The 26,852-nt window shown below is 33.3% G+C and carries 29 protein-coding genes; 18 read left to right on the top strand and 11 right to left on the bottom strand.

The genetic code is table 11. From position 1 onward, the window contains the following. Positions 1-91 precede the first annotated feature (91 nt). Positions 92-781, bottom strand: a complete 690-nt coding sequence (locus HMPREF2597_RS03515; RefSeq protein WP_002479384.1) for a DUF1129 family protein — start codon at positions 779-781, stop codon at positions 92-94. Between the two features lie 210 nt (positions 782-991). Between HMPREF2597_RS03515 and HMPREF2597_RS03510 the strand changes: the two genes are divergently transcribed. The 3 genes from HMPREF2597_RS03510 (at position 992) to HMPREF2597_RS03500 (ending at position 2,522) form a co-directional block, all read left to right on the top strand. After that, positions 992-1,444 carry an SA0632 family lipoprotein gene (locus tag HMPREF2597_RS03510; protein WP_002459791.1) on the top strand — a complete coding sequence of 151 codons (453 nt, stop codon included), beginning with the start codon at positions 992-994 and terminating at the stop codon, positions 1,442-1,444. A 125-nt stretch (positions 1,445-1,569) separates the two neighbouring features. Then, positions 1,570-1,866, top strand: coding sequence for a hypothetical protein (locus HMPREF2597_RS03505; protein ID WP_002459790.1), 297 nt, complete (start codon positions 1,570-1,572; stop codon positions 1,864-1,866). Between the two features lie 113 nt (positions 1,867-1,979). Beyond that, on the top strand, positions 1,980-2,522 hold the full coding sequence (locus HMPREF2597_RS03500) for a GNAT family N-acetyltransferase (RefSeq protein WP_002479383.1): 543 nt from the start codon (positions 1,980-1,982) through the stop codon (positions 2,520-2,522). Positions 2,523-2,553: 31 nt separating this feature from the next. Here the strand turns inward: HMPREF2597_RS03500 and HMPREF2597_RS03495 are convergent, their stop codons facing one another. From HMPREF2597_RS03495 to HMPREF2597_RS03475, 5 genes are all read right to left on the bottom strand, one after another. Continuing rightward, complete coding sequence (locus tag HMPREF2597_RS03495; protein WP_002479382.1) at positions 2,554-3,120, bottom strand: LOG family protein; 567 nt, start codon at positions 3,118-3,120, stop codon at positions 2,554-2,556. Between the two features lie 15 nt (positions 3,121-3,135). Next, on the bottom strand, positions 3,136-3,582 hold the full coding sequence (locus tag HMPREF2597_RS03490; protein WP_002479381.1) for a YaiI/YqxD family protein: 447 nt from the start codon (positions 3,580-3,582) through the stop codon (positions 3,136-3,138). Positions 3,583-3,586: 4 nt separating this feature from the next. After that, on the bottom strand, positions 3,587-4,267 hold the full coding sequence (locus HMPREF2597_RS12695; protein WP_002459786.1) for a hypothetical protein: 681 nt from the start codon (positions 4,265-4,267) through the stop codon (positions 3,587-3,589). 337 nt (positions 4,268-4,604) lie between these two features. Beyond that, complete coding sequence (locus HMPREF2597_RS03480) at positions 4,605-5,477, bottom strand: undecaprenyl-diphosphate phosphatase (protein ID WP_002459785.1); 873 nt, start codon at positions 5,475-5,477, stop codon at positions 4,605-4,607. A 381-nt stretch (positions 5,478-5,858) separates the two neighbouring features. Then, positions 5,859-6,299, bottom strand: a complete 441-nt coding sequence (locus HMPREF2597_RS03475; protein ID WP_002459784.1) for a global transcriptional regulator MgrA — start codon at positions 6,297-6,299, stop codon at positions 5,859-5,861. Between the two features lie 224 nt (positions 6,300-6,523). Here HMPREF2597_RS03475 and HMPREF2597_RS03470 point away from each other — a divergent pair, with 224 nt between their 5' ends. The 6 genes from HMPREF2597_RS03470 to HMPREF2597_RS03450 all read left to right on the top strand — a co-directional run bounded on the left by HMPREF2597_RS03470 (position 6,524) and on the right by HMPREF2597_RS03450 (position 12,743). Beyond that, a complete protein-coding gene (locus tag HMPREF2597_RS03470) occupies positions 6,524-7,456 on the top strand; it encodes a CobW family GTP-binding protein (RefSeq protein WP_002479379.1) in 933 nt (310 codons plus the stop codon). A gap of 107 nt (positions 7,457-7,563) precedes the next feature. Then, positions 7,564-7,665 carry a type I toxin-antitoxin system Fst family toxin gene (locus tag HMPREF2597_RS12535; protein ID WP_014533356.1) on the top strand — a complete coding sequence of 34 codons (102 nt, stop codon included), beginning with the start codon at positions 7,564-7,566 and terminating at the stop codon, positions 7,663-7,665. Positions 7,666-8,052: 387 nt separating this feature from the next. After that, positions 8,053-8,349 carry a hypothetical protein gene (locus HMPREF2597_RS03465; RefSeq protein ID WP_002479378.1) on the top strand — a complete coding sequence of 99 codons (297 nt, stop codon included), beginning with the start codon at positions 8,053-8,055 and terminating at the stop codon, positions 8,347-8,349. 247 nt (positions 8,350-8,596) lie between these two features. Further along, complete coding sequence (gene mdh, locus HMPREF2597_RS03460; RefSeq protein WP_173362272.1) at positions 8,597-9,538, top strand: malate dehydrogenase; 942 nt, start codon at positions 8,597-8,599, stop codon at positions 9,536-9,538. Positions 9,539-9,659: 121 nt separating this feature from the next. Continuing rightward, positions 9,660-11,207, top strand: coding sequence for an SLC13 family permease (locus HMPREF2597_RS03455; RefSeq protein WP_012990949.1), 1,548 nt, complete (start codon positions 9,660-9,662; stop codon positions 11,205-11,207). Between the two features lie 153 nt (positions 11,208-11,360). Next, on the top strand, positions 11,361-12,743 hold the full coding sequence (locus tag HMPREF2597_RS03450; RefSeq protein WP_070817154.1) for a cryptochrome/photolyase family protein: 1,383 nt from the start codon (positions 11,361-11,363) through the stop codon (positions 12,741-12,743). An 86-nt stretch (positions 12,744-12,829) separates the two neighbouring features. Here HMPREF2597_RS03450 and HMPREF2597_RS12850 read toward each other — a convergent pair whose 3' ends face one another. Beyond that, positions 12,830-13,108, bottom strand: a complete 279-nt coding sequence (locus HMPREF2597_RS12850) for a hypothetical protein (RefSeq protein WP_002479374.1) — start codon at positions 13,106-13,108, stop codon at positions 12,830-12,832. After that, on the bottom strand, positions 13,105-13,722 hold the full coding sequence (locus HMPREF2597_RS03440; RefSeq protein WP_002493005.1) for a DUF1361 domain-containing protein: 618 nt from the start codon (positions 13,720-13,722) through the stop codon (positions 13,105-13,107). Before HMPREF2597_RS03440 ends, HMPREF2597_RS12850 begins: the two co-directional genes overlap by 4 nt. Before the next feature lie 272 nt (positions 13,723-13,994). Here HMPREF2597_RS03440 and norA point away from each other — a divergent pair, with 272 nt between their 5' ends. From norA to HMPREF2597_RS03395, 9 genes are all read left to right on the top strand, one after another. Then, positions 13,995-15,161, top strand: coding sequence for a multidrug efflux MFS transporter NorA (norA, locus tag HMPREF2597_RS03435; protein ID WP_002479373.1), 1,167 nt, complete (start codon positions 13,995-13,997; stop codon positions 15,159-15,161). Between the two features lie 713 nt (positions 15,162-15,874). After that, complete coding sequence (locus HMPREF2597_RS03430) at positions 15,875-16,312, top strand: hypothetical protein (protein ID WP_002479372.1); 438 nt, start codon at positions 15,875-15,877, stop codon at positions 16,310-16,312. A gap of 110 nt (positions 16,313-16,422) precedes the next feature. Then, a complete protein-coding gene (gene ybaK, locus HMPREF2597_RS03425) occupies positions 16,423-16,914 on the top strand; it encodes a Cys-tRNA(Pro) deacylase (protein WP_002459774.1) in 492 nt (163 codons plus the stop codon). A gap of 258 nt (positions 16,915-17,172) precedes the next feature. Continuing rightward, complete coding sequence (locus tag HMPREF2597_RS03420) at positions 17,173-17,934, top strand: DeoR/GlpR family DNA-binding transcription regulator (protein ID WP_002479371.1); 762 nt, start codon at positions 17,173-17,175, stop codon at positions 17,932-17,934. After that, positions 17,931-18,851, top strand: a complete 921-nt coding sequence (gene pfkB, locus HMPREF2597_RS03415) for a 1-phosphofructokinase (RefSeq protein ID WP_002479370.1) — start codon at positions 17,931-17,933, stop codon at positions 18,849-18,851. The genes HMPREF2597_RS03420 and pfkB overlap by 4 nt, the downstream gene beginning before the upstream one ends. 5 nt (positions 18,852-18,856) lie before the next feature. Beyond that, a complete protein-coding gene (locus tag HMPREF2597_RS03410; protein WP_012990944.1) occupies positions 18,857-20,812 on the top strand; it encodes a PTS fructose transporter subunit IIABC in 1,956 nt (651 codons plus the stop codon). Positions 20,813-21,403: 591 nt separating this feature from the next. Next, positions 21,404-22,759, top strand: coding sequence for a hemolysin family protein (locus tag HMPREF2597_RS03405; RefSeq protein ID WP_002459770.1), 1,356 nt, complete (start codon positions 21,404-21,406; stop codon positions 22,757-22,759). A gap of 212 nt (positions 22,760-22,971) precedes the next feature. Then, complete coding sequence (locus HMPREF2597_RS03400; RefSeq protein ID WP_070817153.1) at positions 22,972-23,808, top strand: aldo/keto reductase; 837 nt, start codon at positions 22,972-22,974, stop codon at positions 23,806-23,808. A gap of 156 nt (positions 23,809-23,964) precedes the next feature. Next, positions 23,965-24,987 (top strand): glycosyltransferase family 2 protein, encoded by a 1,023-nt coding sequence (locus HMPREF2597_RS03395; RefSeq protein WP_002459768.1) that lies wholly within the window; start codon positions 23,965-23,967, stop codon positions 24,985-24,987. Positions 24,988-25,027: 40 nt separating this feature from the next. Here HMPREF2597_RS03395 and HMPREF2597_RS03390 read toward each other — a convergent pair whose 3' ends face one another. The 3 genes from HMPREF2597_RS03390 to queD all read right to left on the bottom strand — a co-directional run bounded on the left by HMPREF2597_RS03390 (position 25,028) and on the right by queD (position 26,852). After that, complete coding sequence (locus HMPREF2597_RS03390) at positions 25,028-25,618, bottom strand: hypothetical protein (protein WP_002459767.1); 591 nt, start codon at positions 25,616-25,618, stop codon at positions 25,028-25,030. A 98-nt stretch (positions 25,619-25,716) separates the two neighbouring features. Continuing rightward, positions 25,717-26,433 carry a 7-carboxy-7-deazaguanine synthase QueE gene (gene queE / locus HMPREF2597_RS03385; protein WP_002459766.1) on the bottom strand — a complete coding sequence of 239 codons (717 nt, stop codon included), beginning with the start codon at positions 26,431-26,433 and terminating at the stop codon, positions 25,717-25,719. After that, positions 26,433-26,852, bottom strand: a complete 420-nt coding sequence (gene queD / locus HMPREF2597_RS03380; RefSeq protein WP_002459765.1) for a 6-carboxytetrahydropterin synthase QueD — start codon at positions 26,850-26,852, stop codon at positions 26,433-26,435. Before queD ends, queE begins: the two co-directional genes overlap by 1 nt.

Raw genomic sequence — 26,852 nt, 5'->3', positions numbered from 1 at the left:
AAATGCTTGGTGCATTTCTCTGTGCTGAGGCCCCCACCCCAGCTTGCGTTGCACGTAGAAATGTTTGTTGCATTTCTCTGTGCTGGGGCCCCTATAGTCTTGTGTTGGCGTTTTTGTTGGTGTGTCGGTGTTTTGTGTAGAATGCGATGGGTGTAATGATGAGTGATGCGATAATAAAGTGCCAGTTGCTAATTGTGATATAGGGTCCGATTGCAAGGAATGATTGTGGGATAAAGAATACATAGACGAGTGCTGAAATAAGTAATCCTATGACGATGTAGGTTAATATCCATACTAAGTTTTTATTATTAAAACATTGAAGTTGAACCGTTTTGAAAATCATCCATATAAATAAAAAAATGATAAATAAACCAATGATGACAATAATTGGAAAGGTGTATAGATATATGCGGTTGTTATTGCCGCCGATAAAGAACCCAATAAATCCTTTACAAAAACAAAAAATACCTATTAAAAACATAAAATTTTGATAAATATAGTTAAAAATATTATTGATTGTTTCGTTTGGCAATGCGCGGATCTCCTGCTTTGCGTGTGCTTTAGGGTCGTGATTGAAAAATTCCAAAGCAAGGGTACCATTATCTTCTGCCTTCAATAATTGCTTTAATATACGATTGAGCATTAGTTCTGAATCATACGGATTGACACTGAGTTCTGCTCGTACATACGTCATGTAATTCTCGAATATTTCTCTATCCGTATTATTTAGTCGTAGTGATTTGACATTATTTTCCCGCATGAGTTGAGACGTAGATTTCATACATTATTTTAAGCTCCTTTAGATATAGTAATAATAGTTATTATATCAATTATGATTAATCATATCATAGAAGTTGAAATAAATTAATTATCGTAATTACTATAAGTAGCTAGATAAACATTTATTAAAGCACGATTAGTTATAACAAATGATTAGAAAGTGGTTTCATGTTAAAATAATAGTATTCACTTATATTCAAAGGAGTCAAACATGAAGAAAGGGCTTGTGCTATTATTAGCAGCAATTTTTTTATTAACAGCATGCGGTAAGGGAAATGATGAAAAGCAATCTTTAGAACAAGATATACAAAAATTAGAAAAAGAGAAAAAAGATTTAGAAAAGCAAGAAGAGAAACTTAAAAGCGATAAAGAGAAATATAAAAGTCAACGTGAGACTTTAGAAAAAGAAGTAGAAGAGATGCAAAGTACTTCATCAGATGATGACAAAGATAATAAAGAAAAAACGAGTGACAAAAGTAAAGAGAAGTCATCACAACATCAAACAACGCACCACCAAAATAAAGATCAACAAAATCAGCATCAAAATTCAAACAATACAGATAACACACAGACAGATAAAGATAAGACGCATAAACAACAGTCATCACAATCTACTAAGAATGATACACAGAAGCAATCAAAGCAACCAAAACAACAACAATGATTCAATGTCACAAGTTAAAAAATTTGTGCCGTTTTATGTCTGATGTTACCGGGTATGTATAACCATAAATACAGAACGTGTATATGAACAAGTTTACATATCGATTTTAAAAGGAGCGAGCAACAATGCATGAACAAGATTTTCGTATTTTAGAAGGCCAAGATATTACTTTACCAGAATTAGGGCGTGAATTAGAAACGTTAACTGGACGTACAATTGTAGATTCTACAGGTGAAATCAATCGAGTAGTGGCACACTTGCCAAACTTTGATTCGGATTTTGATACATTTGTTGCTACATATAAATTAAATCATCAAAATGATTTCATTGATGCTATTTTTACAGCACCGAAAGCTCAGCGTAATCGTTTAAAAGAGATTCCTGTGCATATCGAATTAATTAGTTATATTTCGAAAGCTTAGTTGATACAAAGAACAAACATATAGTAGGTTGCGCGGTATGAAGAGTTTCTGTTCATAACGCGCTTCTTTTTATAGAGCACTGTTACAGAATGAAGCGATGAGGTGAAAGCAGAATGACTGTTTATATAGAAACGGAAAGATTGAAATTACGTGATTGGGAAGAAAATGATTTATTACCATTTCAAAAATTGAATGCAAATCCACAAGTTAGACGTTATTTTCCTAGTTTATTAAGTTATCGCCGTTCAGCGTTAGATATGAAACAAATGCAAAAAAATATTACAGCAACGGGGATAGGTCTATTTGCAGTAGAATTAAAAGAAACTAATGAGTGGATTGGGTTTATTGGTCTGAATTATATTCCAAAAGATAGCCAATATCCATTTAATAATTTACCATTTTATGAAATAGGTTGGCGTTTAATTCCAGAGGTATGGGGAAATGGTATTGCAACTGAAGGCGCTGAAGCTGTGCTAAAATATGCAAAAAAAAAGGGAGTTTATGACATATACAGTCTAACGGCAGAGACAAATTTATCGTCACGAAAAGTGATGGAGAAAATAGGGATGAAAGTCTTTGATCGTTTCGAATTTCCTGAATTGAATAAATATCATCCACTTAAAATGCAAGTTAGGTATTATAAAAATCTTAAATAAAAAATAGCCGCTCGTGTGGGCGACTATTTTTTTAATCATAGCTTCTTTCGCCAAGTGGTTTAGCGTTTTGAAGCCCATGTAGTAAGTCTTCTTTTGTGTGATATAGAGGTGCTAAAGCTTTATATTTTTCGTCAATAAAGCCTTCTTGAATCATGTGAATAATAAGTTGATGTAATGGCTCAAAAAAACCGTTTAAATTATAAATACCAATCGGTTTTTGATAAATACCAATTTGTGTCCAACTATAGATTTCAAAAAATTCTTCAAGCGAACCAGCACCGCCTGGAGCGAGGATAAAAGCATCTGCTAATTCTGCCATTTTCTCTTTTCTTTGATGAAGCGAATCCACTAGAATAAGTTCAGAAACCCGTTGACTCGTAATTTCTTTAGTATCTAATTCTTTAGGCATGACGCCAATAACAGTGCCATTGTGATCTAATACACCATTTTGTATGGCACCCATAATGCCTACAGAACCAGCGCCAAAAATGAGTTCATAACCTTTTTGCGCCATATATTTTCCTAAGTTATATGCTTCGTTGACATAGGTTGGATTACTGCCTTTACTTGCGCCACAGAAAACTGCAATTTTTTTCATGATGATAAATGCCTCCTATATTTGAGAGAGTACACGTCGAAATATATGTTCAAAGTGTTGCTGATCTTTGTTAGAAAAAGGAGTCGGTCCCTTGTGCCGACCACCTTGTTTTCTAAGTTGAGCATGGTTATAACGCTGTTGTATCAACATGTCAATGTTAGTACTATTGTATATATAGCCTTTATGGTGTAGTACTGTTTTAACTTTGTTTAACAATAGACTCGCCAAACCATAATCTTGCGTGATAACGATATCTTTACTTTGCGCTAATTGAACGATTTTATAATCCACTGCATCCGGTCCATCATCGACATATATCGTGTTAACGTGTTCTGGATAAGTCTGCGTTGTATAGTGACTGAAGCTACGTACAATTATAACAAAAATGCCTGTCCCTGAGGTTAATTCAATAACAGATTGAATGACAGGACAAGCATCTCCATCAATGATAATCGATGTCATCTTGTTAAGACTCATGATGTGTTTCTTTATTATTTTGTTTAGTTACACTTTGAGCATCATGTTCTTCATATTTTTTTATTTCTTTAATACGTGCTTTTTTATTCTTGTCACGATTTTTTTCTTCATCATGATGACGTTGTTCGATGTTTTTTTGTAACTTTTTAGCCAGTTTTTTAATATCATGTTTGTTATCTTTAGCTAATTTTTCGCCTTTTTTCTCTGTTTCATCATCTAATGCGCCGGGTGTTAGGCCTACTTTTTCTTGATACTTTTGAGTTTTCTTTAAATCTTTTATACGCTGTTTCTCATTTTTTTCACGTGCCTTTGCTTCTTCTTTATGACGTTGTTCGATATTTTTTTGAAGTTTTTTATCCATTTTATCGGCTTCTTTGCGATTTTTCTTCGCTAATTTTTCGCCTTTTTTCTCAATATATTCAGGATCATTTTCTTTTGCAATTTTTTTCAATTCTCGTTTGTTATCATGTTCTTGTTTTTTATCAATAACAAATTCTTTAACGTCAGTAGCTTTATTAGCTACAGTTTTAGATGCACGTGATGTTGCAGCAGTTACTTTTTTGACTTCAGAATGATTTTTGATATGTTTACGTTCAGTAACTAAGGGCACAATAAAAATAGGTAAAACGTTTATTAGTGTCTTAATTAGATGTCTTTTCTTTTGATCCATAGATATTGCCTCCAGTTCATATGCTTATCTTATTCATTACCCTATGACACTCTAGTATAAACGATAAATATACTGTATTGGTATATGTCTAAATATTCATTTAAATAGCAATGACATTATTATAAAAAGGGACTCAGGAACTAATTCCTGATCTTAAGAAAAATAGTAGGTCTATAACTACAACATGGTAAATATAGTTTGAATAACAAAAATGGCAATTTCTACATTATTCCAATAGAAATTGCCATTATTATTTGATTAGAGACGTATCTATATTTTCCATAATCTTTTCATGAATAACACCATCAGTAAATAGTGCTATACACAATGTATTAAATTAATAAATCCCTTTACCAATGCCGAAACCAAAGTAAAGAATAGCGATAATTACTACTAAGATAATACGATATATAGCGAATGGTACTAATTTAATTTTATTGATTAAATGTAAGAAAGTTTTGATTGCGATTAACCCAACGATAAATGCTGCTAGGAAACCTAAAAGATAAAATGGTATGTGTGCTAAGTGAATATATTCATAGTGTTTAATTAAAGATAAACCACTTGCTGCTAGCATAATTGGTACTGACATAATAAATGTAAAGTCAGATGCCGCTTTGTGATTCATTTTCATAAGTACACCCGTTGAAATTGTAGAACCCGAGCGACTAAATCCAGGCCACATTGCAATGGCTTGAGAAATACCAATGACAAATGCTTGGAAATAATTAATTTGATCTACATTTTGTGGGTGCTTAACTTTTTCACTATATTTATCCGCAATAATCATATAAATAGCACCTAAAAATAACCCAATCATTACAGTAGGAACACTGAATAAATATTTTTCAATTAAATCATCAAACATTAGACCTAAAATACCGGCTGGAATCATACCGACAAGTACGTGTAACAAGTTCAAACGACGTGGTTTAGAACGAAACTCTTCACTTATCGGTGCTTGATGTTGTTTTCCAATATGTAATAATTCGAAAAAACGTTCTCTAAAGACCCAAGCTGCAGCAAAAACAGACCCTAATTGAATGACTACTTTAAATGTAAAAGCAGATTCACTTCCTAGAAAATCAGTGGATTTCAACCACATATCATCCATTAAAATCATGTGACCTGTTGATGATACAGGAGCGAATTCAGTAAGTCCTTCAACGATACCGAGAATGATACCTTTGATTAACTCAAGTAAAAACATAGATTAACCTACCTTCTTAAATATCTTATTTATATTCATGAATCTTAAAAAATTACTACATTATCATAGCATATTAAATTCATTCCTAGCTACTGATTATTAGTTTAGAACTTATAAACTAGACTAAAGTTGTATATTAAACGATATTTATGAATACGTCATGAAATGACGATTTATTTTTGAATGGATATGTTTAACCTTCACGTAGTAAATTAAAGTGGAAAGGGAAAAAGTAGTCATTTCTATGGAGCTAGGTAGAAGAATACAATGTGTACATAAAAAACCCATCAATTAATATCAATTGATGGGACATTTTATTTAAAGATTTCGTTTAAAAAAATAACAGTTACAACTTTAATTCACATGACGCTGATACTATAATTATTCTTTGTTTTCAGTAAATGCGTTAATAACTTTACCTAGAAGACGGTTCAGTTCTTGTGCTTCATCTGCACTAAGCGATGAAGCGGTTGCCACTTTAGAAGAAGCATCTTTAAGATCAGGTTTGATGCCTTCACTTTTTTCTGTCAAGTGTATAAAGACCTCACGTTGATCAACTTCAGAACGTTCACGTTTGATTAAATCAACGTGTTCCATTCGTTTAAGAAGTGGTGAAACTGTTCCAGTATCTAATGCTAATTCAGTAACGACTTTTTTAACATTTACTGGTGACTCATCCCACAATATACTTAATACTAGAAATTGTGGATAAGTAAGGTTGTACTTTTTAAAGACTTTGTTTGAGTAGTAGCGATTTACTTGTCTTTGAGCATTGTACAAACTAAAACATAGCTGCTCTTTTAAATTGTGATGTTCAGACATTAAAGTTCTCCTCCAGACATTCTATCCGTTTTCTCTTTTTCGGATTAAATCCCGTTAGTGTTGTGCAAAATATATTTATTGACACATTTCATTTCAATGTCATGATAAAATTAAAGTATGACTAAAGTTTAGAAGAAAACACACGTATAATCAAGTATAAACATAAATTTTTATATATTCATTATCATTTACTTAGAAATTTTAAATAGAAAAGAGAATAAAAATTGAAAAAACATAATTGCAGAAACACATATATTTCTATAGTTTCCGGGTTTTTAGGTAGTGGTAAAACCACTTTTCTACAAGAGTATATGCAATATTTATTAAAAACTGATGAGAAAATCACAATTATTATGAACGAATTTGGTACTTTTGACGTTGACAGTTTAACATTCAATAATGAGGTTGCCATAAATGCTTTAGTTAATGGTTGTGTTTGTTGTGATTTAAAAGCAGATTTAGTAGCGCAGTTAAAAAATATTATTGCGGATGGTCAAACAACACACATCATTATTGAGGCAACTGGAATTGCACATCCTTTAGAAATCATGATGGCATGTCAGGATCCTGAAGTGATTCATTTAATTAGTGAAGTTAAGATGATAGGGATTTTAGATGCTTCTCGATTTCTTCATAGACATCGTTATTCATTGACAACGGTAGAGTTAATGGAAGAACAATTGGCCTATAGTTCAACGATTATTATCAATAAAATGGATTTAATTAATGATCAGGAGCAGAAAAAACTGAGCGCTGAGTTAACCCAAATTAATCCGCAAGCAACCACATGCTACACTACGTTTGGTCAATTAGATATCACTACATTTAATAATATTAAGCATGTTGATAATATGAAGTCACCAGCTAAGCATGCACATCATCATGGCATTAAGAGCATGCAGTATACATTTAGTGGACCAATAGATAGACAATTATTTTATCAATTTATATTAAAGTTACCGCAAAATGTTTTTCGTTTGAAAGGTTTTGTCCGTTTTAGAGACTGTGCTGATGTGATTTATGAGTTTCAATATGCACATGGATTACCTAGTTATGGTGAGGTAGACAAAGAGGTACCACTTACAATAGTTATCATTGGTGAACATATTGATGTTGAACGTTTGCGCAATAATCTCGATATGCTTCAATTTACATGACATGGCATATCAGAAGTGAGATATCTTTACAAATACATAGATGATATAATAATAAAGTCGCCTACCTCTCAGGCGTCAAATGTCGACGCAGGGAGGAGGTGTTGCCCATGATGGAAATCCTTGTTCACATCACAACCACAGTTATTAGTGGTTGTATTGTTGCGTTATTTACGTATTGGCTACGTACGCGTAACAATAAGAAAAAATAGGCGACGCATAGCCAACGCCTAAAAAATCCCCTCACTATCGCAAGTAGTGAGGGGATTGGTGTTTCCATGTGGAAATCCTTGTTAACCATATTATAACACTGTGGCTTGGGAAAATGCAAAGTATGCAATGTCGTATATTAGAACGACACATATTAACGTTGTGACATAAAATAATTGTTCGATGAAGTTTGTGTTGTTTAAATGAATACTACTTTTTCGTTCTTGTAATGATTTAATTATAATTGCTTCTAAATAAATTAAGTTAAAATAAAGTGTTGCTATTTACGAGCAGAATTTAAAGTAACTCATTTATGTTGTTGTAGTGTGGATTTTGACATAAAATTATATGTAAGAAAACTTTTTCGTTTTAAGCAGGAGGTAAAGTTAATGAATAATGAAGATTTTAAACAAAAGCAGCTTAACTTTGAATTTAGATTTATTATGATTCCTTATCTCATATTTGCAGTAATTATTTTATTATCAAATATTTTTTACTCTCAAATTATTATTACAATGACTTTTTTTGGTTTGTTTTTTGCCTATAATTTAGGGTTATTATTTGTAGCGTTTGTTAGACACTTTAAACGTACATTAATATTAACAGCAATACTGACTTTATTGTCTGGAGCAGCTTTCTTTACAATTATTTATGTTTTTGGTTTGCACCATCAGATATTTGGATAAATAAAAGATGATATATGCTTGAAACATTATAAAAGTTTCATATAATAATGAATAAGCGCTTAAACATTCTATCTGGTGTGTATCTAAAATCTTAATGAAATAGTATTAATAGATGCACCCAGACAGAAGTATTTTAATTGTATTTATAAGCAATTATGTAAGCGGTTTCTACAAATGATTTTGTATGCAAAATACGTATATGCATTAAAATTTTTATAAAATAATATAAAAGGAGCGAAACCATATGATAAACAGAAATAAAATATCAGTCATTGGTGCAGGAAATACAGGTGCAACACTAGCTTTCTTATTAGCACAAAAAGAGGTTGGAGATGTCGTTATTGTTGACCAGCCTAAATTCGAAGGTATGTCAAAAGGAAAAGCGCTAGATATTCAAGAAAGTGGACCAATATTAGGGTTTAATAGTATTGTGACTGGAACGTCAAATTATGAGGATATTTCAGATTCAGATATTGTCATTATTACTGCAGGTGTACCAAGAAAACCTGGTATGAGTCGTGATGACTTAGTTCAAATTAATGAAAGTATTATGGAAGATATTTCTCAACAAATTGTCCGCTATTGTCCAAAAGCATTTGTTATTGTCTTAACCAATCCGGTTGATGCGATGACTTATACCGTGCTGCAATCCACTGGTTTTGAAAAAAACCAAGTAATGGGGCAGTCAGGCATTTTAGATACGGCAAGATACAAAACATTCATAGCCGAAGCATTACATCTATCCGTACAGGATATTACTGGCCTTGTACTTGGAGGTCATGGTAATACTATGGTTCCTATCGTATCGTCTACTCAAGTAAACGGTGTACCTATTACCGAGCTACTATCACCTTCAGAACTAGAATATATTATCCAACGTACAAGAGATGGTGGTGCTGAAATTGTAAATTTATTAGGCAATGGTTCAGCATATTATGCACCGGCTGCTGCGTTATACGAAATGGTCATAGCTATTTTAAAAGATCAAAAACGTGTTCTTCCAACTATTGCATTTTTAGATGGGGAGTATGGCTATCGTGATATTTGCCTTGGCGTCCCAACCGTACTTGGCAAACAAGGCGTCGAACGAGTTATAGAACTTAAATTATCAGAATCAGAGCAAGAACAACTCGATTTATCTGCAGATGCAGTTATGAAAGTTAAACAATCATTAAAACAAGCTAAATAATATTGCTTATTTGTAATAATCTAAAAAGTGTGAAAAATGTGTGTTATTTGCAAATTTTCACGTCATTACTGTTGTTTAGTTGTTATACTAAAAATGAAAAATAAGCAAAGGGTGAAATATGATGGAGAAAGGGAGTCAAGATATACCACACACACGCAAAAAAGAAAAGACAAAGGGATACAAACCTATTTGGATTGTTATTAGCTTTATTGCTTTAATTGTCATTTTGTTATTACCAACACCAACAGGATTACCAGTAATGGCTAAAGGTGCCTTAGCTATTTTAGCCTTTGCTGTTATTATGTGGGTGACAGAAGCAGTGATTTACCCAGTTTCTGCAACGTTAATTTTAGGATTAATTATTTTAATAATGGGATTTAGTCCAGTACAGGATTTAGCGAAGCATTTAGGAAACCCTAAAGCAGGCGATGCTATCTTAACTGGTAATGACTTGTTAGGAACTGGTAATGCTTTAACTCAAGCATTTAGTGGGTTTTCATCTTCAGCTGTAGCTTTAGTTGCTGCTGCACTTTTTTTAGCTGCAGCTATGCAAGAAACTAATTTGCATAAACGTCTCGCTTTACTCGTATTATCAATTGTTGGAAATAAAACGCGTAACATAGTTATTGGTGCTATTTTAGTATCCATTTTATTAGCGTTTTTTGTACCATCTGCAACTGCACGTGCAGGTGCGGTTGTGCCAATTTTATTAGGTATGATTGCAGCATTTAAAGTTTCTAAAGACAGTCGTTTAGCAGCGTTATTAATTATTACTTCGGTACAAGCAGTTTCCATTTGGAATATTGGTATTAAAACGGCTGCGGCACAAAATATCGTTGCCATCAATTTTATCAATCAAAGTTTGGGACACGATGTTTCATGGGGCGAATGGTTTTTATTTGCAGCGCCTTGGTCAATACTTATGTCGATAGCGTTATTTTTCATTATGATGAAAGTAATGCCACCTGAACATAATGCTATTGAGGGTGGTAAAGACTTGATTAAACAGCAGTTAACAGATTTAGGCCCTGTTTCAGCACGTGAATGGCGATTAATCGTTATTTCTATCTTATTGTTATTATTCTGGTCAACAGAAAAAGTGGTACATCCTATTGACTCAGCTTCAATTACAGTTGTCGCATTAGGTGTTATGCTTATGCCTAAAGTTGGTGTTATAAAGTGGGATGGTGTAGTAAAAACAATTCCATGGGGGACGATTATTGTCTTTGGAGTTGGTATATCACTTGGTAATGTATTGTTGAAGACTGGTGCAGCTCAGTGGTTAAGTGATAAGACATTTGGATTACTTGGGCTTGAATCAATGCCATTGATTGCGACGATTGCTTTGATAACATTGTTTAATATCTTAATTCATCTGGGTTTTGCTAGTGCGACCAGCTTATCTTCTGCGCTGATTCCAGTATTCATCTCATTGACATCAACGCTACATTTAGGAGATCAAGCTATTGGATTTGTACTTATTCAACAATTTGTTATCAGCTTTGGTTTCTTGTTGCCGGTAAGTGCACCTCAAAATATGTTGGCATATGGTACAGGGACATTTACAGTTAAGGATTTCTTGAAAACTGGGGTACCGCTGACTATTGTAGGTTATATTTTGATTGTAATTTTTAGTATGACTTACTGGAATTGGTTAGGGCTAATATAGGAAAATGTTAAATATATCAATAGAATAATCAATTGAACGATTTCGGGCACAAAACCTAGTGGATTTTGTGTCCGAAATCGTCCATCTTTATCATGCTTGTTGTTAGACAAGATGGGGTAATAAAATATCAAAGTTAAAGTGAGGTGATGTAGTTTGAATATCGCTTTAGTATTAAATAGAGTATTCAGATTAGAACAAAATCCAATGTTTGAGTACTTAAATCATAATCAAGCAGATATCGAACGATGTTACTGTGTGATTCCCTTAGAATTATTTGAAGATGAAGCACCATTAAAACGGACATTTTACCATCAGGCAGTTACTCAGTTTATACAACAACTGATTGAGATAGGAATTAAGCCCTTTGTGTTTCCATATACAGCGTTTGCTTCATTTTGTGAACAGAAAGAAATCGACACGGTAGTATTTCCAAGCGATATTATGAGTTTTCACAATTGTGAATGCGATATTTTACATGTTAAATCTGAGATACAAGCGCAAAAAATAGCAATCGTTAATGTACGTGCAAATCATTATTTTCAACCTAGTCGCACGTTAAATCAGCAAGGACAACCATATAAGGTATTCACTAGCTTCTACAAAGCAAATCGCCCTCAATTGAGACAACGAAGACGTTATCCTTATCAACTTGATAAATTAAAGCAACAAATCATCAATGCTGATAATATATCAGTTAAAAAAGTGACTGAGCATATAAATATTGGGGAGGCCAAAAGTCAGCAACAATGGCAAGCATTTTTAAATAATAATATTGAGCATTATCAATATTATAGAGAGTACTTACCAGAAACACTGACAAGTCAGTTGAGCATTGCACTTGCATATGGCTTCCTAGATATTAATGAGATCATGCGCCAGTTACTTGAACGTTATCATGATAATGAGGAAAATTATGAGGCCTTTATTCGTGAACTATTATTCAGGGAATTTTATTATGTTTTAATGGTTTATTATCCAGAAACGGCACATACATCATTTAATGATAAGTATAAACATATAACTTGGTCAGAAAATCAATCAGATTTTAATGCATGGAAAGAGGGACGAACAGGATATCCAATTATCGATGCTGCGATGCATGAGTTAAAACAAACAGGTTTTATGCACAATCGAATGCGTATGGTAACGGCTCAATTTCTAACTAAAGAGTTATTTATAGATTGGACATGGGGAGAAAATTATTTTAAAAATTTATTGATAGATTATGACGCTGCTTCTAATGTGCATGGATGGCAATGGTCAGCATCTACTGGTACAGATGCCGTGCCATACTTTAGAATGTTTAATCCGATTCGTCAAAGTGAGCGGTTTGATAAAAAAGGTTTATACATTAAAACATACTTGCCCAAATGGGCTAATGTACCTGCCAGCTATGTTCATGAACCGTGGAAACATGCGCAAACACTAAAAGATTATGGCATAGATTTAGGAACAAACTATCCGTGGCCTATCGTTGATCATCAACAAGCCAGAGCCCACGTGATGGAACAGTTTAAAAAACAAGCAGACAAATAACAACCATATAACCCGGGGCCCCATCAAAGAGTAATGCGCCAAGCATTACCATTAATGGGAGGATACATTGTCCACTTTTTCTATTTCTAAGCAATTAAAAATAAACATATATATAGCATTATAAATTCAAAAAATGTGGCAATATATAGATATTTCAACCGTAATTTAGTACGGTATGGGACTTCCCAATGTGGATATCGGCGTTCAAAATAGCATAATTGCATTAAGAATACACCAATGCCAAATGGAAGGCAGGTTAACAGCAAACTTAATGACAGTTTAAATCCGATTGAATGAAAGAAATGGCCAACGATTAGTTGCAAAATAATAATGCTAATTATTAAAAGAATGATATTAAAACTCATTGTGTATGACGCACTCCTTTCGCAAATATAAATAAAGTAGCTTGTAACACAACCATTAATAAGATGAAGATGAGTGATTTACCACTAAGTGAGCTCACTACATTTTCTATAATTTTAAAAGGTTGGTTAATCAGAAAAACGGAATGAAAGCGTAAGAAACGTCCGATATATATTCCTAATCCACTCAGAAACATGACTACAGCCACAAGGATAATATTTATCCATTGGTGAGAAGTAAAGTAATACAATTCCAAATAAATTAAGGTCATACAATAGAGTGCGAAGAAGACACCTAATAATAAATAGGTGAAGAAAATCCATTCCATTAAATTTAATGTTAAATAAAAGTTAAAGGTAAATTGATTAAGGTGAATTAAATCAGTCACCATATAAAAGGTATTTGGTACCATGAGTAAGAAAATTAAGCTAAAAATAATAAATAATGGCCATTCAATTACTTTTTTCGGTTTGAACAGCTTTAATAGTAAACATAATTCAAAAGGAATATATGCTAAAAATATATTGAGTGTCATAAACTCAAATATACGTGATTCAAATAATGAAATTACAATCAAGATTATAAAATAAATTCTGGCAATATACCGTCCCTGCATAATATACACTACTTTCGTATCAAACTTATCGTTCATTAAAATAATTGTATAGGTTAATAATCATACAGCTTTCATGCTAAATTTATCAAATTAAAAGGAGTTTTCAAATTAAATATTTATGTCGATTATTAACGGTATGTAATAAGTTTTAAAACACCGTTATTGCGAAAAAACATTTATTTGGTATAGAATGTCATAATATTGAATTTTTAATTTTTAGGGAAATGAAAATGTAGGGTAAAAATTAAATTAGTACAAAAGAGGTGAAGTGATTGAAAAAGCAATTATTCATATTATATTTTAATATTTTTCTAATTTTTGTTGGTATTGGCCTTGTCATCCCAGTATTACCTGTTTATTTGGAAGATTTAGGTTTAAAGGGACGTGATTTAGGAGTTCTAGTTGCTGCCTTTGCACTTGCGCAAATGGTTATATCTCCTGCTGGGGGCGCTATGGCTGATAAATTAGGAAAAAAATTAATAATCTGTATTGGCCTTATTTTATTTGCAGTTTCTGAGTTTTTATTTGCTGTTGGACATACTTTTGTCACGCTTATCATTTCAAGAATACTTGGTGGTTTCAGTGCTGGAATGGTCATGCCAGGAGTGAATGGTTTAATTGCAGATATTTCACCTTCAAAAGATAAAGCGCGTAACTTTGGCTATATGTCGGCTATTATTAATTCTGGCTTTATTCTTGGGCCTGGATTAGGTGGATTTCTAGCTGAATTCTCACATCGCTTGCCATTTTATTTTGCCGGAAGTTTAGGCATTATTGCTTTTATAATGTCATTCATTTTAATTCATAGTCCAAAACAACAAACAACAGACGGGTTCCATCATACATTACAACCTGAAGTATTTACTAAAATTGATTGGAAAGTCTTTTTAACTCCTATTTTATTAACGTTGATTTTAGCGTTTGGCTTATCATCTTTTGAAACGTTATTTTCTTTATACACATCATATAAAGCACATTACACACCAGCTGATATTTCTATTGCGATTGTGGGTGGAGGAATATTTGGCGCTATCTTCCAAATCTTTTTCTTTGATAAATTTATATCATATATGTCTGAATTAACTTTTATAGTTTGGGCACTTTTATATTCAGCAATTGTCTTATTTACATTAATCTTGGCAAACGGTTATTGGACCATTATGATTATTAGTTTTATTGTTTTCATTGGTTTTGACTTAATTCGTCCTGCTATTACAAATTATTTTTCTAATATTGCAGGAAATCGTCAAGGTTTTGCTGGAGGATTAAATTCAACTTTTACAAGTATGGGTAATTTTGTCGGACCACTTGTTGCTGGTGCATTGTTTGATATAAATATTGAGTATCCATTATACATGGCTATTGCAGTAATGGTATTGGGTATTGTTCTAATTTTTATAGAAAAAGGCTTGCGCAAACATTTATCAAAAGCTCAATAAAAACAATCTTTAACTTAATAGATGAATTAAAAAATGTTTAACAGTCTGGAACATAAATTCCAAAACAATAGGGCGCGGGACAGAATTCATAATGAATTCGAAGTTCCGCCCCGGCAAGGTTGGCTAGGATTGAAAAAAGCTTGCTATCATCCTATTTTTTCAATCCAGTCAACTACTGCCAATATAGAACTCAGAGCCTAAAATATAATTATTTCCCAGACTGTTTTTATATACAATAGTTTGTATGATTGGATCACTTGCTTAGAGGATAGCTTTAGTCATCCTAGCTCACTTTGTTAGGAAAAACTGGTTTAGTCAGGGATCGCCTCAACTTGCATTACTTGGTGAATTTCTTGTCGGAATTCTCTTTGTTGGGGCCCCAGCTTATCTTGTTCTCTAAAGTGTCTTGTCTTCAATACGTAATAACATGTGATTTTACATTGAAGTTCTTTTAATAAATAAGGCACTTTCGCATCATTATAGTAGACTTCACTAGATTAAATGAACCATGCGCTTTAAGTGTTTCATCATTAAAGTAAGTTAGACATTAGATTTAGGTTACAATACATAGTGATTTTGTAACATTTGCATCCTTTGAATGATGATTATGTTACAAAGATTACAGTTGGTTTAAATTGTATTATACACAATATATTTTGCGGCTTTTTATGTTAAGATGAATAAAAATTAAGTGAAGAAATGTGGGTAAGGAGATGAAACTGAAGAATCTTTTTTTAAGTGCTATCGCAGTGTTGTTAACGATATGTTTGTTATTTCTATTGTTTATTGCTACAAATGAACAAGCTTTGGCTAAAGTCCATCAAACAATATCAACATTTTCAAAGATAAATAAAGTATCAGCTATTGAAAATGTAGTTAAAGTGAACCATCTTACAGCACATGCATCTGAAAGAACTAATAAACAACAGACACAAAGTTTAACGATAGAAGCTAACCAGCCACACAAATATACAGATCAAGAATGCAAAGTGATTGCTTCTAACTATGCGCAACAAAAGCAACAAGTTGAATCACATATGACGAAGATTGAAGAGACAAGTCGAGATGTGACTTATTCTGGTACACAACACGATAACAATATTAAAATTAACAAAAATGGCAAAGTAGAAAACGATAAGAATACACATTAGCACCGGATGATTGAGATAATCGAAGGTGTTTTTGTTTTGTTTGTATTTGAATCATTGTGCTTACTCAGCGTAAAATAAATTTGAATGAAGACAATGAGGTGACACGAATAATGAAGAAGAAAAAAGCAACTAAAACAAATGCAATGCGTATGTTGGATCAAGCAGGTGTAGATTATAAAGTGAATACGTATGAAATTGGTGAAGAACATGTTGACGGTGTCCATATTGCACAACTTGTTCATGCGCCCGTTGAACAAGTATATAAAACACTGGTCCTAGAAAATGCGAATCACGATCATTTTGTATTTGTCATACCGGTTGATACTACACTGGACTTAAAACAGGCAGCACATGTAGTTCAAGAAAAGAAATTAAATTTAATGCCACTTGAACAGTTAAAAAAAGTTACAGGATATATTCGTGGTGGTTGTTCACCTATAGGCATGAAACATTTATTCCCAACGACTATAGATGAGTCAGCACTGCAACAAGAATCGATATACGTTAGTGGCGGGCATCGAGGTGCTCAAATTATTGTAGGTGTCAAAGATTTAATAAACCTTACGAAAGCCAAAACCGCTAATATCATTCAGCATGGATAATTTCAACAGCATAGTGAAAAGACACTTAGACCAAGATTACGAAATAAATTTAAATGAATAATAGTATTAAACTTCTTACGAACTGCTAAGTGCTTCAAAAGCATTTTGCGGTTTTTATTTTGATGTGTGAACATATTATTAAAAAATGGTTTTTGTGACAAAACTGCGAATTGTGATTGTTTTTGACAGTTTTTGATAACTTTTGATTGAAAAATGTAAGCGCGAACATTATAATGTGAAGTGAAATGAGGTGAGGCAATGATAACTGAAAAACGATATGATTTAATCCTCCAAGAATTGAATAAGAAAGACTTTTTATCACTCCAAGAACTAATAAATCGTATTGGATGTAGTGCTTCGACAATAAGACGTGATTTATCGAAACTACAACAGATGGGCAAACTTCAACGGGTTCATGGTGGTGCAACCATTGTACATAACAGGGTGTTGGAACCAATATTGTCAGATAAGCTTGCAACGAATTTAACAGAGAAAAAAGAAATTGCACAGTATGCTGCAGCTTTGATTCAAGATCGAGAATACATTTTCTTAGATGCGGGATCTTCAACGATAGAAATGATTCCATTCATTACAGCGAAAGACATTGTTGTAGTTACAAATGGTTTAACGCATGTTGAAAAGTTGTTAGCAAAAGGTATCAAAACGCTTATGGTTGGTGGAGAAGTTAAAGATACAACATTAGCTACGGTGGGTGCCTCAGCATTAGAGATAGTTAGACGCTATTGTTTTGATAAAGCATTTTTAGGCATGAATGGTATTGATTTAAAGCATGGATTAACAACTCCAGACGAAAAAGAAGCATTAATCAAAGAAATGGCAATGCAACGTTCAAATGAGTCATTTGTCTTGGTAGACCATTCGAAGTTTAAACAAGTCTATTTTGCAAGGATTAATGACGATGATGCAGATGTGACCATTTTAACGTCAAAAGAAGCGTTAACAGAACCATCATTGGCACAATTCCAAGAACGTTATCATATTTTAGGAGGTTTGTCATGATTTATACGGTTACTTTTAATCCCTCTATAGATTACATTATGTTTACTGATGGATTTGAATTAAGTGGACTAAATAGAGCGACGACAACACATAAATTTGCTGGGGGTAAAGGTATTAATGTTTCTAGAGTGCTAAGCACATTAGAAATACCTTCAACGGCGTTAGGTTTTACTGGTGGATTTCCAGGTGAATTTATAAAAGATACGCTCGCAGCTAATGAGATTTATACGGATTTTATTACTGTAGATGAAGATACACGTATTAACGTTAAATTGAAATCTGGTCAAGAAACTGAAATAAATGCACCAGGTCCCAATATTAGTAAACAACAATTCGAAGCATTGCTTAATCAAATTAAGCGAACAACGTCAGAAGATGTTGTTGTTATAGCTGGTAGTGTGCCGCAAAGTATTCCAAGTGATGCCTATGCACAAATTGCACGAATTACTCAAGAAACAGGTGCACAGCTTGTTGTAGATGCTGAAAAGGATTTGGTTAATACGATACTACCATTTCAACCTTTATTTATTAAACCAAATAAATATGAGCTTGAAGAGATGTTTGATATCACGATTCAAAATGATATGGATGTCGTTTATTATGGTCGTAAAATATTAGAACAAGGTGCTCAGTCAGTAATCATAACATTGGGTGGCGATGGTGCTATATATATCGATCAACAGCAAAGTATTAAGGCACAAAACCCTCAAGGTAAGGTTATTAATACGGTAGGTTCTGGAGATAGTACAGTAGCTGGTATGGTAGCTGGTTTAACTTCAGGATTGTCAATTCAAGAAGCATTTAAACAAGCCGTTGCAGCAGGAACTGCTACAGCATTTAATGATGACTTAGCCACACGAGATGATATAGAAAAAATTAAAGATCAAGTTACAATGACAGTACTTGATGGGGAGTGATATTGATGAGAATTACAGAGCTACTTACTAAAGAAACAATAGCTATGGATTTAACTGCTACTGATAAAAATGGTGTGATTGATGAACTCGTCAATCAATTAAATATTGCAGGAAAATTAAATAATGTAACGGCTTTTAAAGAAGCGATTCATAATCGTGAAGCTCAAAGTACAACAGGTATAGGAGAAGGTATTGCTATCCCACATGCCAAAGTAGCAGCAGTTAATGCACCAGCGATTGCTTTTGGTAAATCTAAAGCAGGCGTTGATTACCAAAGTTTAGATATGCAACCAGCCCACTTATTCTTTATGATTGCAGCTCCTGAAGGCGGTGCTCAAACACATTTAGATGCACTAGCTAAATTGTCAGGAATCTTAATGGATGAGCAAGTGAGAGCACGTTTGCTAGATGCAACTTCACCTGAAGAAGTACTCCGAATTATTGATGCTGCTGATGATGAAGCAACAAAAGAAGAAGAAAAAGAAGCTCAAGAACAAGAAGCAGCAGAGGCAAATTCATCAGTTGATTCAACTGAACCATATGTTTTGGCTGTCACAGCTTGTCCAACAGGTATCGCACATACCTACATGGCACGAGATGCTTTGAAAAAACAAGCAGAACAAATGGGGATAAAAATAAAGGTTGAAACGAATGGTTCAAGTGGTATTAAAAATAAATTAACCCAACAAGATATTGACCGTGCAACAGGTATTATTGTTGCAGCTGATGTTCATGTAGAAACTGACCGTTTTGATGGTAAAAATGTGGTAGAAGTACCGGTTGCGGATGGCATTAAACGCCCAGAAGAATTGATAAACACCGCACTTGATACGAGTCGCAAACCTTTTATTGCACGTGGCGATAGTCAACATGGAAATGCGAGTGAACAAAATGAAAAACAAAGTTTTGGGAAAGCATTCTATAAGCACTTAATGAATGGTGTATCTAATATGTTACCACTTGTTATTGCGGGCGGTATTTTAATGGCCATTGTATTTCTATTTGGTGCTAACTCATTTAAACCTGATAGCTCAGAATATAATGCTTTTGCTGAACAACTTTGGAACATTGGTAATAAAAGTGCCTTTCAATTAATTATTCCGATATTATCTGGATTTATTGCACGTAGTATTTCGGATAAACCAGGCTTTGCTGCTGGTTTAGTCGGTGGTATGCTTGCAGTTACAGGTAGTTCAGGATTTATCGGTGGTATCATTGCTGGTTTCTTAGCCGGTTACTTAACTCAAGGTATTAAATATATGACGCGTAAATTACCACAAGCACTAGAAGGTTTAAAACCAACTTTAATTTATCCGCTCATAAGTGTGACAATTACAGGCTTGCTTATGGTATACGTATTTAACCCACCTGCAGCTTGGTTGAATAAATTATTACTTGATGGTTTAAACAGTTTATCAGGTGCGAATATTATGTTACTTGGCTTGGTTATTGGTGCTATGATGGCCATCGACATGGGTGGTCCATTCAACAAAGCAGCTTATGTCTTTTCAACTGCGGCATTATTTGAGGGTAACACTGCACCTATAACTGCAGCAATGATTGGTGGAATGATTCCACCGTTAGCAATTGCAACTGCGATGATTATTTTCAAACGTAAATTTACGAAAGAACAACGTGGTTCAATCATACCAAACTATGTTATGGGTCTCTCCTTCATTACAGAAGGTGCAATTCCGTTTGCAGCTGCAGACCCATTGCGTGTGATTCCTTCAATGATGGTAGGGTCAGGAGTCGGTAGTGCCATTGCATTAGGATTAGGTTCAAGCATTGGTGCACCGCATGGTGGTATTATCGTTATTTTTGCAACAGATTATCATCATCTTGTGCAAACATTTATCGCTTTAATTATTGGTACGATTGTGTCAGCTTTAATGTATGGTTTCCTCAAACCTAAATTAAGAGAACATGAAATCGAAGCATCTAAGGCAATGGATGAATAAGTGACCTTCTCATGAAGTTGGAGAAGTTAATATCAAGATAATAACTATAAATGAATTTATACTGAATCCCAAAGGTGGTATTTTTGTTTAGTATATGCATTAAGTGTCTGGACATCATTGCCGGGGCGGGACTACGAATTTATTATGAATTCGTAGTCCCGCTCTCTTTTAATTATGAATGGATTTTTATTAAAATTTGTATAATAATGTACTGCTTTTGCCAATGACTGTTAAATACTTTACATAAAAGTATTTTTGCGTTAATAAACCAAAGAAAGGATCTATTTTCCAATCATGTTCGAATAAATATACCACAAAAACGCAAAAATATTTAGTAAAATAGAAACGTATGATAATGTATAGAAGATTGTAACTTGATGTTTTTGTTAAACATGATATTAAAATGAACGAAATGCCACTATTCGCAATTATATTATGATAAAATAAGAGTAATACAATTTTTTATGGGGGTGTCACAATGGGAAGGATTTAACTTGTAGTATTAATGTCATGAAACCAAGTGAATTCATAATCTTGTTTCCCAATGGGACATATATTTTGGAGGTGAATCCCTAGATATAGGGAGATTAATTGGAAACTGCGACCATAATAAATTTAGTTATATTTTTTCTTTTAATAGCATTAACAACTGTATTCGTTGGCTCAGAATTTGCCTTAGTAAAGGTGCGTGCAACTCGGATAGAACAACTTGCTGATGAAGGTAACGGTAACGCAAAAATTGTTAAACGTATGATCGCCAACTTAGATTACTATTTATCAGCATGCCAATTAGGTATAACTGTAACATCTTTAGGTTTAGGGTGGTTAGGAGAACCTACCTTTGACAAATTGTTACATCCATTGTTTGAGTTGTTACATTTACCTGATGCTTTAACAACAACAATTTCCTTTGTTATCGCGTTTATCATTGTTACTTATTTACACGTTGTTTTAGGTGAATTGGCACCTAAATCGCTGGCTATTCAACATACCGAAAAACTAGCGCTAGTATACTCTAGACCGTTATATTACTTTGGTAACGTCATGAAACCATTGATTTGGTTGATGAATGGCTCCGCTAGAGTGATTATCCGCATTTTCGGTGTAGATCCTGATGCACATAGCGATGCGATGTCTGAAGAGGAAATTAAAATTATTATTAACAATAGTTATAATGGTGGAGAAATTAATCAAACAGAATTAAATTATATGCAGAATATTTTTTCTTTTGACGAACGAAATGCTAAAGATATCATGGTTCCACGAACTCAAATGGTAACGTTAAATGAACCATTTAATGTTGATGAACTCTTGGACACCATAAAGGAATATCAATTCACACGTTATCCTATAACAGAAGATGGTGACAAAGACCATATCAAAGGATTTATTAACGTTAAAGAATTCTTAACTGAATATGCCTCTGGTAAACCTATTAAAATTGCAAACTATATTCATGAATTGCCAATGATTTCTGAAACAACAAGAATTAGTGATGCATTAATTCGCATGCAACGTGAGCATGTGCATATCAGTTTAATCATTGATGAATATGGTGGTACAGCTGGTATTTTAACAATGGAAGATATCTTAGAAGAAATCGTTGGAGAAATTCGTGATGAATTTGATGATGATGAAGTTAACGATATTATTAAATTAGATGACCATACGTATCAAATTAATGGTCGAGTATTATTAGATGATTTAAATGAAAAGTTTGATATTCAATTTGCTGACTCAGAAGATATTGATACGATAGGTGGTTGGCTACAAGCTCAAAACACTAACCTTCAGAAAGATGATTATGTTGATACAACTTATGATCGTTGGTATATTTCTGAAGTTGAAAATCATCAAATTATTTGGGTTATTTTAAAATATGAATATCTTGAAAACAGACCAACCATTAGCGAAGAAGATGAAGATGAGTCTCATGCAAAAGATTAAAGCATAGCATATGGGGTGACTTATTTATTGGAGTGGGAAAGCACAGTCATAATTGACTTTGATTCCTGCTCTTTTTTATATGGCATGATGGTTAAGTTAACGTTGTTAAGAAAATTTTTCACTGTTAAATTGAGTATGTTTTATTTGTATTATAATCTGTACTTACGATAAGCTTAACTCAACAATAGGCAACTTAAAAGGGGAGACTTTAGATGAATGATACGCAATTATTAAATAATGGCTATCCTATGCCCAAAGTAGGTTTTGGTGTTTATAAAATCACTGATGAAGATATGCCGAAAGTCATTCAACAAGCTATAGAAACCGGCTATCGTGCATTTGATACTGCATATTTTTATGGCAATGAGGCATCATTAGGACAGGCTTTAAAGAATAGTGGTGTGCCACGTGAAGAATTGTTTATCACGTCTAAGGTATGGAATGATCATCAAGGTTATGAACAGACGAAAGCCTATTTCCAACGTTCTTTAGATAACATGGGTCTTGATTATTTTGATTTATTCTTGATTCATTGGACATGTGAACAGAATGGACGATATATTGAAACATATAAAGCACTAGAGGATTTATATCATGAAGGTAAAGTAAAAGCGATTGGCGTATGTAATTTTAAAATTCATCACTTGGAAAAATTAATGCAAGAAACCAATATCGTTCCACAAATTAACCAAATTGAATTGCATCCTTACTTTAATCAACAGGATGTTCAAGACTTTTGCGATAAACACGATATTACTGTAACGGCATGGATGCCATTAATGCGCAATCGCGGATTATTAGATGATTCAACAATTCAACATATTGCCCAACAACACGACAAGACACCGGCTCAAATCGTGTTGCGTTGGCACTTAGCACATAATCGTATCATTATACCTAAGTCTCAGACACCTTCACGAATTAAAGAAAATTTCGATTTATTTAATTTTAATTTGGAATTAGCTGAAATTGCAGAAATTGATAGTTTGAATCGCAATGCAAGACAAGGGAAAGATCCTGATGATGTTAGCATTGGCGATTTAAAATAGTACAAATGATAAGCCTACTTAAAAAAATAAAATAGCTTTAAAAACTAGTTCGCTTGCAACTTTATTAATTTTTTGTAAAATTAAAGAACGATACTAGCGCGTTTTATGAATAAATTGATAAAATAGTATTAAGAAATAAGTAAAGGAAGTAATCGGATGAAAATCAGAGTCATTGTCCCCTGTTATAACGAAGGAGAAGTCGTATTAAAAACATATGAGCGATTGACTGAAATTATGTTGAAAGACAGTAACGAAAAAAATTATGACTATGATTTATTATTTATTGATGATGGTAGCAAAGATAGTACGATTCAACACATACAGCAATTGTCGTTAGAAGATAAACACGTAAAGTTTATTTCATTTAGTAGGAATTTTGGTAAAGAATCAGCGATGATTGCAGGTTTTCACCATAGTGTTGATGTAGACGCTGTCATTATGATAGATGGTGATTTACAGCATCCTCCTGAATTTATACCCAATATGATTGATGGTTATCTAGAGGGTTATGATCAAGTCATTGCCCAACGTGATAGAGAAGGCGAACAGCTATCACGTAAAATAGTGACAAAGATGTATTATAAATTGATTAATGCATTTGTTGAAGATGTCCAGTTTGTCGATGGGGTAGGAGATTTTAGATTGTTGAGTCAACGAGCTGTGTGTGCAATTGCTGAGTTGCAAGAGAACAATCGTTTTTCAAAAGGATTATTTGCTTGGATTGGTTATAATACAAAAGTCTTTTCATATAAAAATGTAGAACGTGAAGCGGGACAATCAAAGTGGAATTTTAGAAAGTTATTTAATTATGGTATTGATGGTTTAATTTCATTTAATAGTAAGCCATTACGGACAATGATTTATTTTGGATTATTTATTTTTGCAATTAGCCTTATCTATATTATTTATTTGTCTATAGGCATTATCGTAAATGGCATTAGTAATCCAGGTTATTTCACGACGATAGCTGCTATTTTGTTACTTGGTGGTATTCAGCTTATCTCTATAGGTGTTGTCGGAGAATATATCGGACGGATTTATTATGAAGTGAAGCAAAGACCTAAGTACATTGTACAAGCTTCGAATTTAACCTATGAAAATGGTCATAGTCCCAATGCATATCAATGTAATATAAACCATGAGCATACCGTGAAAGATAAAGAAAAAGAGCATATATAATAAATAACCGAAACACGCCGACAAGTGTGTTCCGGTTATTTTAATAATGTTGAAATACTTTTTGCCAAATAATAAATGCTATAAATAATACATAGATTCCTAAAAATATGTACCAGAATGGTGTTAACATCATCATAACAACAAATGATAATGCAATAATAATTGTTCCTATCATGATAGGGGCTTGTATTCGTTTGAATAATGGCAAGCGATTGCGTTCGGTTGATTTAAATGTACCCGTAAATAAAATGATTGCCCCAATTAGAAAAATAGCTGGTGACAGATAAGGAATGGACATATAGACAGATTGGTCGCTCGAAATATCCATAATAAATGCTGATAAGCTTAAAATAATCGCAAATATGCTGGCAAGAAATTTTTGGTTATTAATTACAAAAGGATGTACCTTATAATTAACATACAGTTGCAGTAATAACCATATGATTAGTAATGCAGTGGTATAAGTTGAAATAAAATTATACTTTTGAATAATAAACATATTTATTGTTGTGTTAATGACAATCGCTAATAGTAGAGAACTAAATTTAAGTTGTTTATATTGCTGCCTATATAAATCAAACCCAACGATAGCCAAAACTACAGCAATGTTTAATAGTACGTATATAATCATGATGAACTCCTATCGCAAATACTTCATTGCCATATTATAGCAATTTAACACAACTTAATCATTTCATAACACTTACAAAACATTTTATAGCGATAAATTTAAACACCTTTTTTGTTGCTCCATAATAATGTATGAAGTTGTGGTAAGACATAAGCGCGATTCATATCATTGCTATGCATTACTTTTTCAACCAATTGTTCATATCGTGACAATAGTTTTTCAGTGTGATTTGCTACGTCATCTGCTAAGTATGGGTTGCCTACTTGCAAATAGAAAGGTATGTCTGGATAACGATGATGAATCATTTTGGCAAAAGCATAATCTTCATCATCAAAAACAACCACTTTCAAATTTAAGGATTGTGGCACACATTGTGCAATGACTTGATCTAAAACTTCTAAATTAGGTGTCATTGAAGAGCTAGGTGGTTTAGGACTTATCGTCAAATCATTAATCTGTGTCATCCAAGGTTGGAATTTACTACCTTGTGTTTCTAAAGCAGTTGCGATATGCTCAGTTTCAAATAAATCGACAAGATCTTGTATACCTTTAATTAATGCAGGATTACCTCCTGATATCGTTACATGATCAAAACAATCGCCACCAATTTCAATTAATTTTTCATAAATTTCTGTTGCGCTCATTAATTGAATTTGATCTTTTGCACTGCCATCCCAGGTAAATGCGGAATCGCACCAACTACAGCGATAATCACATCCAGCAGTTCGAACAAACATCGTTTTACGTCCAATGACACGGCCTTCACCTTGAATTGTGGGGCCAAAAATTTCTAATACAGGTATTTTAGCAGCCATTAATGTTGCACCTTCGGACGATAAACAACATAACTTGTTGGTGTTTCTCTTAAGTAGACTTGAACACAATGTGGACGATTTGTATATTGCATCAGATGATTTTCAATCATGTTATATATTGTCTGTGCCACAATTTCAGTAGAGGGACTTTGATCTTTAAAGTGTGGCAAATCATTCAATAAATAATGATCAAATTGATCGTGAATCAATGCTTTTAACTCTTGGAAATTGATAAGGAAACCATTATGATCAAGCGTGTCACCCGCAATTGTTAAATTTACGAAATACGTATGTCCATGAGTGCGTACGCATTTTCCAGCATCTTTACATGGTATAAAATGTGCTGCAGAAAAATTAAAGTCTTTATTGAGTTCGAATTGGTAAGGATGTGAGACAGACGGGTAAATTTGTTGTAACAT

This window comes from Staphylococcus sp. HMSC063A07 (assembly GCF_001836955.1).
Classification (GTDB): domain Bacteria; phylum Bacillota; class Bacilli; order Staphylococcales; family Staphylococcaceae; genus Staphylococcus; species Staphylococcus lugdunensis.
The sequence above is the reverse complement of the archived record's forward strand: the minus strand, read 5'-3'. Positions and strand labels throughout refer to the sequence as shown.